14 protein-coding genes are annotated in these 13,792 nt (G+C 66.4%); 6 read left to right on the top strand and 8 right to left on the bottom strand.

What is annotated here, in order from left to right:
• Nucleotides 1–36: 36 nt before the first annotated feature.
• Both AL3_RS07980 and AL3_RS07975 read left to right on the top strand, forming a co-directional pair.
• Nucleotides 37–705, top strand: coding sequence for a TetR/AcrR family transcriptional regulator (locus AL3_RS07980; protein ID WP_066298991.1), 669 nt, complete (start codon nt 37–39; stop codon nt 703–705).
• The gene (locus AL3_RS07975; RefSeq protein WP_066298988.1) at nt 702–2,432 is read left to right on the top strand and encodes an MDR family MFS transporter; all 1,731 of its coding nucleotides are present in this window, start codon (nt 702–704) and stop codon (nt 2,430–2,432) included. The genes AL3_RS07980 and AL3_RS07975 overlap by 4 nt, the downstream gene beginning before the upstream one ends.
• Before the next feature lie 88 nt (nt 2,433–2,520).
• Here AL3_RS07975 and AL3_RS07970 read toward each other — a convergent pair whose 3' ends face one another.
• Together AL3_RS07970 and AL3_RS07965 are read right to left on the bottom strand one after the other, a co-directional pair.
• The gene (locus AL3_RS07970) at nt 2,521–2,991 is read right to left on the bottom strand and encodes an NUDIX hydrolase (protein ID WP_066298985.1); all 471 of its coding nucleotides are present in this window, start codon (nt 2,989–2,991) and stop codon (nt 2,521–2,523) included.
• Between the two features lie 4 nt (nt 2,992–2,995).
• Nucleotides 2,996–3,508, bottom strand: a complete 513-nt coding sequence (locus tag AL3_RS07965) for a prepilin peptidase (protein ID WP_066298983.1) — start codon at nt 3,506–3,508, stop codon at nt 2,996–2,998.
• 222 nt (nt 3,509–3,730) lie between these two features.
• Here AL3_RS07965 and AL3_RS07960 point away from each other — a divergent pair, with 222 nt between their 5' ends.
• On the top strand, nt 3,731–5,110 hold the full coding sequence (locus AL3_RS07960; protein ID WP_174522126.1) for a hypothetical protein: 1,380 nt from the start codon (nt 3,731–3,733) through the stop codon (nt 5,108–5,110).
• A gap of 117 nt (nt 5,111–5,227) precedes the next feature.
• Here AL3_RS07960 and phoH2 read toward each other — a convergent pair whose 3' ends face one another.
• Both phoH2 and AL3_RS07950 read right to left on the bottom strand, forming a co-directional pair.
• On the bottom strand, nt 5,228–6,568 hold the full coding sequence (gene phoH2 / locus AL3_RS07955; protein ID WP_246168668.1) for an RNA 5'-3' helicase PhoH2: 1,341 nt from the start codon (nt 6,566–6,568) through the stop codon (nt 5,228–5,230).
• Between the two features lie 235 nt (nt 6,569–6,803).
• A complete protein-coding gene (locus tag AL3_RS07950; RefSeq protein ID WP_083521599.1) occupies nt 6,804–7,565 on the bottom strand; it encodes an isoprenyl transferase in 762 nt (253 codons plus the stop codon).
• Nucleotides 7,566–7,808: 243 nt separating this feature from the next.
• Here AL3_RS07950 and trhA point away from each other — a divergent pair, with 243 nt between their 5' ends.
• Nucleotides 7,809–8,459 (top strand): PAQR family membrane homeostasis protein TrhA, encoded by a 651-nt coding sequence (gene trhA / locus AL3_RS07945; RefSeq protein WP_066299419.1) that lies wholly within the window; start codon nt 7,809–7,811, stop codon nt 8,457–8,459.
• On the opposite strand, the gene AL3_RS07940 is transcribed toward trhA, so the two are convergent.
• From AL3_RS07940 to mca, 3 genes are read right to left on the bottom strand one after another with little or no spacing between them, the layout of a single operon-like run.
• The gene (locus tag AL3_RS07940) at nt 8,456–10,576 is read right to left on the bottom strand and encodes a thioredoxin domain-containing protein (protein ID WP_066298979.1); all 2,121 of its coding nucleotides are present in this window, start codon (nt 10,574–10,576) and stop codon (nt 8,456–8,458) included. The two genes, trhA and AL3_RS07940, sit on opposite strands and share 4 nt — an antisense overlap.
• Nucleotides 10,577–10,581: 5 nt before the next feature.
• Nucleotides 10,582–10,947 carry a hypothetical protein gene (locus AL3_RS07935; protein ID WP_151724024.1) on the bottom strand — a complete coding sequence of 122 codons (366 nt, stop codon included), beginning with the start codon at nt 10,945–10,947 and terminating at the stop codon, nt 10,582–10,584.
• A 51-nt stretch (nt 10,948–10,998) separates the two neighbouring features.
• Entirely contained in the window at nt 10,999–11,910 is a 912-nt protein-coding gene (gene mca / locus AL3_RS07930) for a mycothiol conjugate amidase Mca (protein WP_066298973.1), read from the bottom strand.
• Between the two features lie 116 nt (nt 11,911–12,026).
• Here mca and AL3_RS07925 point away from each other — a divergent pair, with 116 nt between their 5' ends.
• Both AL3_RS07925 and greA read left to right on the top strand, forming a co-directional pair.
• Entirely contained in the window at nt 12,027–12,437 is a 411-nt protein-coding gene (locus AL3_RS07925; protein ID WP_083521559.1) for a DUF4307 domain-containing protein, read from the top strand.
• Nucleotides 12,438–12,675: 238 nt separating this feature from the next.
• The gene (gene greA / locus AL3_RS07920; RefSeq protein WP_246168667.1) at nt 12,676–13,167 is read left to right on the top strand and encodes a transcription elongation factor GreA; all 492 of its coding nucleotides are present in this window, start codon (nt 12,676–12,678) and stop codon (nt 13,165–13,167) included.
• Nucleotides 13,168–13,200: 33 nt separating this feature from the next.
• Here greA and AL3_RS07915 read toward each other — a convergent pair whose 3' ends face one another.
• Nucleotides 13,201–13,791: a rhomboid family intramembrane serine protease gene (locus tag AL3_RS07915; RefSeq protein ID WP_066298970.1), complete on the bottom strand. Its 591-nt coding sequence runs from the start codon at nt 13,789–13,791 to the stop codon at nt 13,201–13,203.
• Nucleotide 13,792 lies beyond the last annotated feature (1 nt).

Here is a 13,792-nt window from a genome sequence, read left to right as displayed (position 1 = left end):
TTGCACTTATTTACCCATAGTGCAAAACTTTACTCCGTGACGAATAGTGCATCCGATTCAGGGTCCGGCCTGCGTGAACGCAAGCGCACTGCCACCCGGGTCGCCATTACGACGGCGGCGCGGACGCTCACTGCGGCACGCGGCGTCAACGGTTTCACCGTCGAGGAGCTGTGTGAGGAAGTGGGCATTTCCCGCCGCACCTTCTTCAACTACTTCCCGGCCAAGGAAGACGCCATCCTTGGCTCTCCCGTCGATGACCTTCCGGAGGACCTGGTCCAGCGCTTCATCGACGGCGGCAAGGACTCCCCGCCCGGAGAGCTTTCCAGCACGCTGCTGGCTGACTTCGTGGACCTTGCGGTCGGCATGATGGACCGGATGGCCATCTCCCGCGCCGAGATGATCATGCTCAAGAACGCCATTGCGGCCGAGCCCCGGCTGCTGCACAAGGCCATGCACGGCTCGCACGCGGCCGAAGAGGCGTTCGCCGCGATGCTCTCCACCCGGGAATCGCTGCCCGCTGATGACCCCAGGATCCGCGCTGCCATCACCGTCTTCGCCGCCTTGGTGCAGAACGCCGGGCCCAAGTTCTTTGCCCCGGAGAACACCGTGCCCTACCGCCGGATGCTCGTGGATGCGGTCAACTCCGCCCGCGAGGTCTTCTCCACCTCCTCCCCCCTCTCCTACCCCCCTGAGGACTCCGAATGACCACCACCGCCGCACGCCCCTCCGGGCCGCTGCTGCTGACCCAGAAGCGCATCTGGATCATCTTTTCCGCCCTGATCGCCGGCATGCTGCTCTCCAGCCTCGATCAGACCATCGTGTCCACCGCCATGCCCACCATCGTGGGCGAGCTCGGCGGCGTCGAGCACCAGACCTGGATCACCACCGCTTACCTGCTGGCCACCACCATCGTGATGCCCATCTACGGCAAGTTCGGTGACGTCCTGGGCCGGCGCAACCTCTTCCTCTTCGCCATCGCACTGTTTACCCTGGCATCCGTCGGCTGCGCCCTCGCCACGGATTTCTGGGGCTTCGTCATCTTCCGCGCCATCCAGGGCCTGGGCGGCGGCGGCCTGATGATCCTTTCCCAGGCGATCATCGCCGATATCGTGCCCGCCAACGAGCGCGGCAAGTACCTCGGCCCCCTGGGCGGCATCTTTGGCCTGTCCGCCGTTGCCGGCCCGCTTCTGGGCGGCTTCTTCGTGGACCACATGACCTGGCAGTGGGCCTTCTACATCAACATCCCGATCGGCATCATCGCGTTCCTGATCGCGTTCTTCACCCTGACGCTGCCCAGCAAGAAGGCCGAGAAGCGGATCGACTTCGGCGGTGTCCTGCTGCTCTCCATTGCCACGACCTGCCTGATCTTCTTCACCGACTTCGGCGGCCGTGCGGACCACGGCTGGACCGATCCGGCTACCCTGGCCTTCGGAGCCGGCATGCTGCTGGCCGCCTTCGCCTTCGTGCTCACCGAGCGCCGGGCCCAGGATCCGATCATTCCGCTGAGCCTGTTCAAGAACCCGATCTTCGTCAACAGCACGGCAATCGGCTTCACCCTGGGCATGGGCATGTTCGCTGCCATTGCCTTCGTGCCCACGTTCCTGCAGATGTCCACCGGAACCTCCGCAGCCGTATCCGGCCTGCTGATGCTTCCCATGATGGTGGGCATGATGGGCACCTCGATCTGGTCCGGCCTGGCCATCACCAAGTCCGGCAAATACAAGAAGTACCCGATTGCCGGCGGAATCCTGGTGATTGCGGCCATGCTGTGGCTGACCACGCTCGCTGCTTCCACCCCGGTTTGGATCATCTGCGCCCAGCTCTTCGTCTTCGGGGCGGGCCTGGGCCTGATCATGCAGGTGGTTGTCCTGGTGGTGCAGAACTCGGTTCCCGTGGACCAGATCGGCACCGCCACCTCGTCCAACAACTACTTCCGCGAGGTTGGTGCGTCCCTGGGCGTGGCGATCTTCGGGGCTATGTTCACCACCCGGCTGTCCGAGAACCTCATGGGTGTTTTCTCCGGAGCAGGCATGGATCCGGCAGCGGCCGGCGAGGCTACGGCCACCCTGCAGCCGGCGGCGCTGCATGCACTGCCTGAAACCGTTCAGGATGGCATTGTCACGGCCTACGCCGATTCGCTGGCTCCGGTGTTCTGGTACCTCATTCCGTTCCTCGCCATCGCCCTGGTCCTGGCCCTCTTCCTGAAGGAGATCCCGCTCTCCGATGTGGCCGGCATGGTGGCCCGGGGCGAGGCCATCGGCGGCCAGGAAGCTGTCCGCCTCGAAGCTGAGCGTGAAGCTGCCCTCCGCGGGGAAGCATCTCCCGCGCCGTCATCCCGCGAGTCCGGGCAGGATGGGCCGGACAGCCAGGACGGTCTTGTCCAGGACGGTTCCGGCGGCCAGGAACAGCAGGGAGAAGAACTCCCCCGCTAGGCATTCCCTGCACCAGCATTCCGCTGCGGCGGCGATGGACCGGCACCATTGGGTGCCGGTCCATCGGCGTTAAGGGCGCCGGCCTGGCTTAGGTTTCAAAGACCGGAACACCCGTGGAGCTGCGTGCCAGATCGATCAGCATCCGATGCCTGGCATTGAGCTCCGGCAGGGCATCAAGGGCGAACCAGCGGACATCGCTGGACTCGTCGTCGTTTACCCGGGCGGTTCCGCTGACGTAGGCGCACCGGAACACGAGGTTCAGGAACTGGCACTGGTCCTGGTTGGGGAACACTACCGGGTCAGTGGCGCCAACATGGATCAGGTGCTCAATCCTGGCCTGCACACCAGTCTCCTCGGCGACTTCGCGGAGCAGCCCGGGGCCTGGTTCCTCCCCCGGGTCAAGCATTCCCGTGATGATGGTCCACCTGCCGTTGTCCGCCCGGCGGCAAAGGAGAACCTCCGCGGCTTCGTTGAAGACGACGGCGGCAACACCGGGCAGCCAGAGCAGCTCATGGCCTATCTTTTCGCGCAGGGACAGGACAAAGTCGGGCGTGGGCATCCTCCTACTGTAGGCCAGGGCCAAGGAGTGCCACGGCAGCGCCGGCGAGCATAAAAGGGCCGAAGGCAATCCTGGTTTTCCCTGTGCCCCGCCCCGTCACGATCAGGCCCAGGCCCCACAGGCCGCCCAGCACAAACCCCGCCGCCGTGCCTGCTGCCACCTGCGCCCAGCCGGCGTAGCCCAGGAAGATCCCGAGCACTCCGGCCAGCTTCACGTCCCCCAGGCCCAGCCCGGCCGGGCTGATCACCCGCAGCAGGAAATACCCCGCCAGCAGCGCCAGGCAGCCTCCCGCCATTCCCGCCAGGCGGCCCGGGTCTCCGGCAGCCAGCGCCGCCGCTGAAAGCAGCAGCACCGCGGCTGGATAGGCCGGGAGCACCAGCCGGTCGGGCAGCCGGTGGCTGCGGATGTCTTCCGCCGCCAGCAGGACGGACAGCACGGCCAGATAGCCCAGGGCGGCCAGCAGCAGCCACGCAGCTGCCGGCTCCTGGACCCAGTAATCCCCCACGATCCCCCACATGGGCAACACCGTACGGCATCGGCCAGGAGTCGGTCATGGGGCGGCCGGTCCTGTGGACAAGGCACGGGCGCTCGGTCCTGCTGACAGCAGCCCGAAGCTGCTCCACAGGACGGTCCCCGCACCCCGCGCTTTCCCGCACGTCCAGCAAACCACCACCGCGGCGCCGGACGGTGCCGCACGACACAATTGATAATGAGAACCATTTGCATTTAGTCTGTGGGCATGTCGATATCTCCACGAACCCTGTCCCTGTCCTCCGCCGTGGTTGGCGCCCTGCTCCTGTCCGCCTGTTCCACTGCCGGATCGGCAGAACCTGATTCCAGCACCTCACTGAATACCTCCCCCGCCGCTGCCGGGAACACGGCCGCCGCCCCCGACCGCCGCGAAGTTGCCGCCTTGGCTCCGCGCGCCGTCCTTACCTACGACGGCGGCCTGATGACGGTGGATACCGGGAGCGGTGCGGTGACCAGCACCGGGACGGAGGGTTTCCTGCGGCTTAACAACGCCGGCGACGGGCGGCACGTCCTGGTCAGTGCGGGCCACGAATTCCGCGTGTTCGACACAGGCCTGATCGTGGAGGCGCATGGCGATCACCGGCATTACTACGAGCAGGCACCTGCCCTGACCGGTTCTGCCGTGAAAGCCGCCGACGCCGGGCACGTCGTCACGCACGAAGGCAGGACTGCCCTTTTCGCCGACGGCACGGGAACCATCAGCGTGCTCGATTCCACGGCGTTCGCGGACGGGGAGGTTACCGCGGACGAGGTGGAGGAACATTCCGCCGGCGCCGCGCACCACGGTGTTGCCGTTCCGTTAAGCAGCGGTGACCTGCTGCTCACCCAGGGCACGGAGGAATCACGCTCCACCGTCCAGGTCCGCTCCCCCAAGGGCGAGGTCCTCGCGGAAACCACGGACTGTCCGGGCGTACATGGCGAAGCAGCCGCCATGCCCACGCCCGAAGGAGATGTGATCTCCCTGGGATGCGAGAACGGTCCGGTGATTTTCCGGAACGGTGCCTTCCATAAGGTGCCGGTCGCGGAGGCCTATCAGCGGTCGGGCAACCAGGCCGGCAGCCACGCATCCCCCATCATCCTGGCCGACTACAAGTCCAATCCCGATGCGGAACTGGAACGGCCCACCCGCATCGGGCTGATCGACACCCGCACCAACTCGATGACCACGGTGGATCTGGGCTCGCCCTACTGGTTCCGCTCGCTCGCCCGGGGAGCGGCAGGCGAAGCCGTGATCCTGACCGGTGACGGCGAACTGAACGTCCTCGACGAGGAAACCGGTGAGCTCATCCATAAGGTGCGGGTTGTCGGACCCTGGGAGGAGCCGCAGGAATGGCAGTCGCCCGCACCGGCGGTGACAGCCGGCACCAATGGGCTCGTCTATGTCACCGAGCCTGCTGCCAGGAAGCTGCACGTGGTTGATGTCGCCGCCGGTTCCGTTCTGTCCAGCTTCGACCTTCCCGAGACGCCTGTTGAACTCACGGTGGTGACCGGTGAAGCGGAAGCCGCCGGTGCTGACCATGCACACGCAGCCGGCCATCACCACGCACAGGAAGAGGGTGGCCGAGAGGTCAAGCGCCGGGACCTGTAGGACGAACCGGCCGCGCCGGCTCGATCATGGCCGGCGCGGCCGGATGCCTGCCCTTCCGGAGGCCTGCGCTGCCGGAGGCCTAAACTGAGCCGGCGGGCCTGGCGGCTCAGACGTGGCTCAGGCGATCTGGCCGTCCTCGAGCAGTTCGGTGACAAGGGCAGCGATTGGGGAGCGTTCAGACCGGGTCAGGGTCATGTGCCCGAACAGCGGGTGCCCTTTCAGGGTTTCCACCACCGCGGCAATACCGTCGTGCCGTCCGACCCGGAGGTTGTCCCGCTGGGCGACGTCGTGGGTCAGGACCACTTTGGAGTTCTGTCCGATGCGCGAGAGCACGGTCAGCAGGACGTTCTTCTCCAGCGACTGGGCCTCGTCCACGATCACGAAGGAATCATGCAGGGAGCGGCCGCGGATATGGGTCAGCGGCAGCACTTCCAGCATGCCGCGGTCCAGGACTTCCTCAACCACTTCCCGGGAGACCAGGGCTTCGAGTGTGTCGAAGACAGCCTGCCCCCAGGGCCCCATTTTCTCCGCCTCGCTGCCGGGGAGGTACCCCAGTTCCTGGCCGCCGACGGCGTAGAGGGGGCGGAAGACCACCACCTTCCGGTGCTCCCGGCGCTCCAGCACCGCTTCCAGCCCGGCGCACAGCGCCAGCGCGGACTTACCGGTGCCGGCGCGTCCGCCCAGCGAGACGATTCCGACCTCCGGGTCCATCAGCAGGTCTATCGCCAGGCGTTGCTCCGCTGACCGCCCGTGCAGTCCGAAAACGTCACGGTCGCCGCGGACCAGCCGCACCTGCTTGTCCGCACCCAGGCGCCCCAGGGCAGACGACCGTCCTGCCAGCAGCACCAGGCCGGTATTGACGGGCAGTTCCGCAGCCTCCGGCAGGAAGACGGGTTCATGGTCATAGAGGGCGTTGACCTCGGCGTCACCGACTTCAAGTTCCACCATCCCGGTCCACCCGGTGTCGCGGACCAGTTCGTTGCGGTATTCGTCGGCGGTGAGCCCCACAGCTGCTGCCTTCACCCGCAGGGGAAGATCCTTGGACACCACGGTGATCCGCCGGCCCTCGTCCGCCAGGCTGCGGGCGACGGCGAGAATCCGGCTGTCGTTGTCCGTTCCCCGGATCCCCATCGGCAGCACGTCCAGGGAGATGTGGTTCACTTCGACCCGCAGCGTTCCGCCTGCTTCACCGATCGGAACCGGCCGGTCGAGGCCGCCGTGTTCCACCCGCAGGTCGTCCAGGAGCCTCAGCGCGCCCCTGGCGAAATACCCCAGTTCCGGATCGCTGCGTTTGCTTTCCAGCTCGCTGATAACCACCAGGGGCAGAATGACCTCGTGCTCGGCGAACCGCAGGATCGCCTTCGGATCCGAGAGCAGGACGGAGGTATCAAGCACAAACCCGAGCGGCTGCGCCTGCGTGCCGGCGTGGGCGGGAAAGGAAATCTTGGATACGGCCACTTGGATCTCCAGTCCGGGGCCAGGGGCCCCGATTAGCTAGAAGCGTGGTTATCCGCAGGCCGGCACAGGAGGCCGGCTGCGGCCTCCTCAGCACACCAAGTGTGAACATCCGGCCTCCGGTTCCGTCAGCATGGGACTGATCGGTAGGTCCAAGCTACGCCAGCCTCCGGCCCGCAGAACACAGGGACACGGGGCAGTTTCAGCTGTTCACCCGCTGTTCGCCGAACCGCCCGGTCTACGAGCCGAACCGGCGCTGGCGGCTCGCGTAATCCCGCAGCGCGCGGAGGAAGTCCACCCGGCGGAAGTCCGGCCACAGCGCTTCGCAGAAATAGAACTCGCTGTAGGCGCTCTGCCACATCAGGAAGCCGGACAAACGCTGTTCCCCGGAGGTCCGGATGACCAGCTCGGGATCCGGCTGGCCGCGGGTGTAGAGATACTCGGATATCTGCGCGTCGCAGAGGTCTTCGGTGATCTCTTCGATGGGTTTGCCCTGTTTCTGGGCGTCACGCAGCAGTTCCTTGACGGCGTCGACAATTTCGCGCCGGCCGCCATATCCGATGGCCACATTGACGTGCAGTCCCGTAGCGGCTGCCGTGCTCTCGCCCAGCCGCGAGAGCTGGTCCGAAAGCTCTGGCGGAAGGATTTCCAGGGCGCCCACGGGCTGGACCCGCAGATCCCCCTTCTCGCCGAGACGGTCCAGGGTGTTGGCAATGATGCCCAGCAGCGGTTCCAGTTCGTCCGGGTCGCGGTTAAGGTTGTCGGTGGAGAGCATATAGAGCGTCACGACCCGTACGCCGAGTTCCTCGCACCAGCCCAGGAACTCCAGAATCTTATCTGCGCCTGCCTGGTGCCCGTCGGCAGTTGGGGCACCGGCAAGCTTGGCCCAGCGGCGGTTCCCGTCAACCATCACCCCAATGTGCTCGGGGATGCTGTCCTTGGCCAGGCTGCGCCGCAGCTTCCGCTCGTAATAGGCGTAGACCACACCGGGAAACCGCACGGGTGATTCACCTGCCTCTTGTGTGTTGGGGATCCGTTCGAACACGGAATCTGCTTTTTCAAGGCTACCGCGCGACACCGCCGCTGCCGTGCATCACGGAGCGGGAACGACACTACCGCTTAGTAACCTACCGGATCGTAAGTTAGGATTAACAGCATGACTTCACCCTCGCAGCGAGGGCCGGTCCAGCAGGACCCGGACTCTCGCACGGCCCCGGGACCGCTGGAATCCGCCGTTGAATCCGTGGCAGATGTGCTGGACATCAAACCCCGCTTCCGCGGCTGGCTCCATGCGGGGGCTGCGCCCCTGGCGCTGGCGGCCGGAATCGTCCTGGTGGCCCTGGCTCCAACAACCGGAACGCGCATCGCCTGCGCCGTGTACGCCCTGACCGGAATCCTGTTGTTCGGTGTCTCAGCCGTCTATCACCGGGGAAACTGGACGCCGCGGGTGAAGAAGATCCTCAAGCGCCTGGATCACACCAACATCATGCTGGTCATCGCCGGGTCCTACACCCCGCTGGCCTGGTCGCTGCTGCCCCGGGAAACAGCGGTGCTGCTGCTGTGGATCATCTGGTCCGGTGCCGCCGCCGGCGTGGCGTTCCGCCTGCTCTGGCTGAATGCGCCGCGCTGGCTTTATACCCCGGTTTATATCGCTCTGGGGCTGGCAGCTGTTTTCTACATTCCCGATTTCTGGTCCGTGAACGCCGCCGTTGCCGTCCTGGTCATCGCCGGCGGGGCTGCGTACATCGCCGGTGCCGTGATCTATGCCCTGAAACGTCCCAATCCGTCTGTGACGTGGTTCGGATTCCATGAGATCTTCCATGCTTTTACCCTGGTGGGATTTGCCTGCCACTACGTGGCCATCATGATCGCCGTGCTGTCGGTTCAGGGCTAGCCAGCCGGCGTCCCGGACTGGAGCTGCTCCTGCAGTTCCGCTGCGCTGTCCACCGGCCGGCGGCACAGCATGGCGCGGCAGACATAGGCCAGCGCTGGCGCTTCGGTCTCCCGCCCAGCCAGCAGCGGAACCCCGCTGGACGGACCATGGGCGACGACGAGCGACGGGCCGCCCGCATCCCGCCCGGCGGCCAGCAGCCCTGCCACCGCCGAGGGATCGGAGCCGGTGACCGCCAGCTCCAGCGGTCCGTCCTCCAGCGCCTGCCGCACCGACATGGCCCATCCCACCGCTTGAGGCGCGGCCGGGGCAGCACGGCGCAGGTGTGCGGTCAGCGCTTCCGCGAGGGCACGGTCCTGCACTGCCCCGCTGTACGCCGAAGAGGTCAGCAGGACCCCGGCGAACAGGGCCACACCGCTGGGGACTGCGTCATCCAGCGGGTTGGCTGCCACCACCCCGCCCTGCGCCCGCCGGACCTCCGCGGATTCAGCCGCCGTATCCGAAAGTGTCCCGTCGGCCAGGAAACGGCTTCTGGCCGCTGCCACCAGGGACTGTGCGGCCTCGAACCAGCGCGGGTCTCCGCTGGCTGCGTACAGCGCGAATAGCCCCTCCGCGGCTCCGGCATAGTCCTCCAGCAGACCTTCTATCCCCTGTGCCGCACCGTCGTGGGAAACCCGGTACAGGAGCGAACCGTTCCAGTGGACCCGCAGGAGGTACTCCGCCGCAGCTTCGGCGGTGCGCAGGATCCAGGGTTCCGGTGCTCCGGCATCCGCCAGGGCGAGCGCTGCATCGGCCAGCCCGGCAATGGCCAGGCCGTTCCAGCCGGCAACGACTTTCTCATCCCGGTCCGGCTGCGGACGCTGCTGCCGGACCCCGGCCAGGGCTGCCCTGGCCCCGGCCCACAGTGCGGTTTGCTCCGCTGTGGGCACTGCAGCCAGGCGAAGTGTGCTGCCGGGCAGCCGGTGGGAGGCACCGTCGTCGTCGTCCAGGTCAAGCAGATCCAGGGCAGGGCTGCCGGTTCCGAGAGCCTGTTCAAGCTCGGCACGGGTGAAGACGTAGGTAGCGCCCTCGACGCGGCGGCCGTTCACCACGGTGTCTGCGTCCAGTGAGGAAGCGAAGGCACCGCCCGGCAGCCGCATCCGGTGCGTCAGCCATTCGGCGGTCTCCCTTACTACCCGCAGTGCCAGGCCGTGGTGGTCCGGGTCTGTTTCCGCACGGGAGTAATGCGCATACAACCGGAGCAGCTGCGCATTGTCGTAGAGCATTTTTTCGAAGTGCGGGACCTGCCAGCGGCGGTCCACCGCGTACCGCGCGAATCCGCCTTCGACCTGGTCATACAGCCCGCCCAGCGCCATTGCGGTCAGGGTCCGGGCAGCCAGCCCGGCAGCGGTCCCGGCCGTGGGGGCGCTGCTGTGGCCGTGGGCCAGCAGGAAACGCAGGACGGGCGACGGCGGGAACTTCGGGGCTCCCCCGAATCCGCCGAAATCAGGGTCTTCATTGTGGGCCAGGACGCCGACGGCGGCGCCCAGCGCGTCCGCTGCCCAGCCGCCGTCGCCGCCGCTGGGGGTTTCTGGAACGGCGGTGCCGGCGAGGCTTCCCAGCAGGTGCTGGTTCGCAAGCTGCCCGGCAGCCAGGTGCGCGGCGATCTGGGCGGCGCTTTCCTCAACATCCTCCCGGCGCCCGGTCCAGGCAGTGACGACGGCGTCGAGGACCTGGCGGAAGGAGGGTGTGCCCTGCAGCGGCTGGGACGGAAAGTAGGTGCCGGCGTAGTACGTCCGCCCGTCGGGGAGGGTGAACACGCTCATCGGCCAGCCACCCTGCCCGGTCAGCGCCTGGGTGGCCGCCATGTACGCGGCGTCGACGTCGGGGCGTTCCTCCCGGTCCACCTTGATGCTGACAAAGTTCTCATTGAGCACCCGGGCAGTCTCCGGATCCTCAAAGGACTCGTGGGCCATCACATGGCACCAGTGGCACGCGGCGTAGCCGATCGAAATGAAAACGGGAACGTCCCGGCGGCGGGCTTCAGCGAACGCATCGCCGCCGAAGGGCCACCAGTCAACCGGGTTTCCGGTGTGCTGGCGGAGATAGGCCGATGCTTGGTTCCTCAGCCTCTCCGCCATGCGGACTATCCGTCCGTTCCCGGACGCTTCCCGGCAGCCTCGCCGGCCTCCAGGGACACTGCGTCACCGGTGTCCAAAGACACTGCTGCAGCCACCTCCTGATCCTCGCCGGCAATCCCACCGGCAGGAGTTTCCTGGTCCCCGTCCACAGCAGCTGCCTGCTGGGCTTCAGCGGCCTGGGCCCGGTAGCGCACGCGGCGGATCCGCTTGACCATGTCGCGGATCAGGAACACCACGCACAGGGCAAGGAACAGGGTTGCGAGGAAGCCCAGGAGGCCCGGGGTGATGTCCCCTTCTTCCAGACCCGGCTTGAGGTCGCCCTCGATCGGGGCAGGGTTGACCGTCAGGTACACGCTGTACAGCAGGTTCACGAAGTATCTCTCTCTTGGCAGAAGCCGGCGCACGGACGCCGTATCTACCCTCTATCGTATGCCAGCGAAGAGGTCGGTTTCAGGCACGGAGGCCGGGACGCGGGATTCGATCAGTGAATAGTCTTCCCACGGCCACACCTCGCGCTGCAGGTCGGTGCTGACGGCGAAGAAGAATCCTTCCGGGTCGACCTGGGTACGGTGCGCTTTCAGGGCGGCGTCGCGTGCCGGGAAGAACTTCCCGCATTCGACCTGGGTGGTGGTCGGGTGCAGGGGCGGCGGCGGCTGGTGTCCCTCCGGCTCTGCCTCCAGCCAGGCTGCCAGGCGTTCCGCGTACGGGGATTCCAGCCCGGCCCGGGTCAGCGCCTCGTGCAGGGCGCGGAAGCGTTCCGGGTTGAAGCCGCGGTCGTAGTAGAGCTTCAGCGGCTCCCAGGCTGCCCCGGTGCCCGGGTACGCCGCCGGATCACCGGCTTTGTGGAAGGCCTCGACGGCGACCCGGTGGGCCATGATGTGGTCGGGGTGCGGATAACCGCCGTTTTCGTCGTAGCTGATGATGACGTGCGGACGGAACTCACGCACCAGCTTCACCAGCGGAGCCGCTGCGGTCTGCAGCGGACGGAGCGCGAAGCAGCCCGCCGGCAGTTCCGGCAGGGGATCGCCTTCGGGCAAGCCGGAGTCCATAAAGCCGAGCCAGCGGTGCTCGATGCCCAGCGCTGCCTGTGAGGCAGCCATTTCGCTGCGCCGGAGTCCGGCCAGGTCGCGCTTGGCAGCCGGCTCGTCCGCCGCTGCGGGGTTCAGCACGTCACCGCGTTCACCTCCGGTGCACGTGGCCACCATGACCTTCACGCCGGAAGCGGCGTAGGACGCCATCGTGGCGGCACCCTTGCTGGCCTCGTCGTCGGGGTGGGCGTGGACAGCCAGCAGGCGCAGTTCGCCGTCGGGTGCAAAGCTCGGTTCGGTGGACAACGCGGTACTCCTGACGGTCGGCGGAAAACGCCGACAAGAATGTTCGGTAAAATGAAGTGGTGAGCACTGAGGAAGGTTCTGCCGGTCTGCCAGTTCCAGAGCGCCCCGCGGACGGATTGTCATCCACCCCAAGGTTAGCCAATCGCTACGGCACCCCCAAGCCCGGCCTCGGCCGGCGCACCAAAGCGGTCCTGGCCTCCGTCGCCGGACTGGCGGCCGTCGTCGTCGTCGCTTTGATGGCGGTGCCTTCCGGATCCGGCTCCATCACACCCAAGGATGTTGGCTTCTCGATTCCCGACGCCTCCACCGCGGTGGTGGACTTCAACGTCACCAAGCCCTCAGATGCCACGGTTGAGTGTGCCGTCCAGGTGCTCAATGACAGCTATGCGGTGGTCGGCTGGAAAACGGTCCGAATCGGCCCGGCGGAGACAGAGACCGTATCCCAGCGCATCAGCCTGCGCACCGATTCGCTCGGTGTCACCGGCGGAGTGAACGCCTGCTGGCTGGTCGAGGACGCACAGCTCTAGCCTCCGGGCACAATTAGCCGGAAAGCGAAACCCCGTGCGGATGTCTTGGGTTTGTCCGTCCGGCTGACTAGTATGGAGGCTACGTAACGCCCCGCCCAGGTGACTGCCGGAATACCAGCCAGAGCAACCGGTCACCGTCCGGCGGGGTATTTGCTTGTCAGGCCACCCCGGCCGCACAGCAATTTTCAGCCAAGCCGAATCTGTTCCGAGGATTCGGATGTCATATAAGGAGAGACCCGTGTCTACCAACAGCGCATCTGTCGCCTGGCTCACGCAGGAGTCTTACGACCGCCTGAAGGCGGAACTGGACCACCTTTCGGGCCCCGGCCGGACCGAAATTGTTGCACGTATTGAACAGGCACGGTCCGAAGGCGACTTGAAGGAGAATGGCGGCTACCACGCTGCCAAGGAGGAGCAGGGCAAGGCTGAGGCCCGTATCCGCCAGCTGACACAGCTTCTTCGCGACGCGCAGGTCGGCGAGGCTCCGGCTGACGACGGCGTGGTGGAGCCGGGCATGCTGGTCGAAGCCAAGATCGCCGGGGACCTGGAGCGTTTCCTGCTCGGCAGCCGCGAAATCGCCGGCGACAGCGACATTGACGTGTACAGCGAGAAGTCGCCGCTGGGTGCCGCGATCTCGGGTCTGAAGACCGGAGACACCACGCACTACACCGCCCCCAACGGCAAGAGCATTTCAGTCGAGATTGTTTCGGCCAAGCCTTACGCCGGGTAGTTTTCCGCCACCGGCGGTTCGCAGCGGGTCCGCCTATTGGCGGGCCCGTTTCTGCGTCCGGAACCGGTCGGTATCGCCACGGCTGCGCAGCACCAGCGCTGCGATAACGCCTCCCGCGGCGCCAAAGAGGTGCGCCTGCCACGAAACCCCCACCGCCGTCGGCAGGATCCCCCACAGCAGCGACCCGTAGACCAGGAACAGGACTCCCCCGATAAGGATCTGCAGCAGATCCCGGTTATAGAAGCCCCGCACCATCAGGTAGGCGAACAGTCCAAACACCACACCGGAAATTCCGATGGTGAGTCCTCCGCCCAGAAGCCAGACACCGGTCCCGGACACGAGCCAGCAGATCGCGGCGACCGCCGCAAACCTCCGCACGCCTTCCAGGAGCACCAGGAAGGCGAACGCCAGCAGGGGCAGGCTGTTGCTCAGCAGATGCCCGGTTCCGGCATGCAGCAGCGGCGCGAACAGTATGCCGTCCAGCCCCTCCAGCTGCCGGGGAAGGATCCCCAGGGCAGGCAGCAGGGTGGCCTGGAAGGGCAGGGTGAGGAAATACACCAGCCAGATTCCCGCCGTGAGGCAGGCGGAAAGAAACAGCGCGCTCTTTGCTCGCTGGGCCAGCATC

Source organism: Arthrobacter luteolus NBRC 107841 (assembly GCF_001552075.1).
Taxonomy (GTDB): domain Bacteria; phylum Actinomycetota; class Actinomycetes; order Actinomycetales; family Micrococcaceae; genus Arthrobacter_B; species Arthrobacter_B luteolus.
Note: the sequence above shows the minus strand (reverse complement) of the source record. Positions and strands in the feature narration are given on the sequence as shown.

Coding starts and splice junctions, on each gene's coding strand:
- AL3_RS07960 (WP_174522126.1), top strand. CDS start 3,731: ATGTCGATATCTCCACGAACCCTGTCCCTGTCCTCCGCCGTGGTTGGC.
- AL3_RS07915 (WP_066298970.1), bottom strand. CDS start 13,791: ATGCTGGCCCAGCGAGCAAAGAGCGCGCTGTTTCTTTCCGCCTGCCTC.
- AL3_RS07965 (WP_066298983.1), bottom strand. CDS start 3,508: ATGTGGGGGATCGTGGGGGATTACTGGGTCCAGGAGCCGGCAGCTGCG.
- AL3_RS07970 (WP_066298985.1), bottom strand. CDS start 2,991: ATGCCCACGCCCGACTTTGTCCTGTCCCTGCGCGAAAAGATAGGCCAT.
- AL3_RS07940 (WP_066298979.1), bottom strand. CDS start 10,576: ATGGCGGAGAGGCTGAGGAACCAAGCATCGGCCTATCTCCGCCAGCAC.
- AL3_RS07975 (WP_066298988.1), top strand. CDS start 702: ATGACCACCACCGCCGCACGCCCCTCCGGGCCGCTGCTGCTGACCCAG.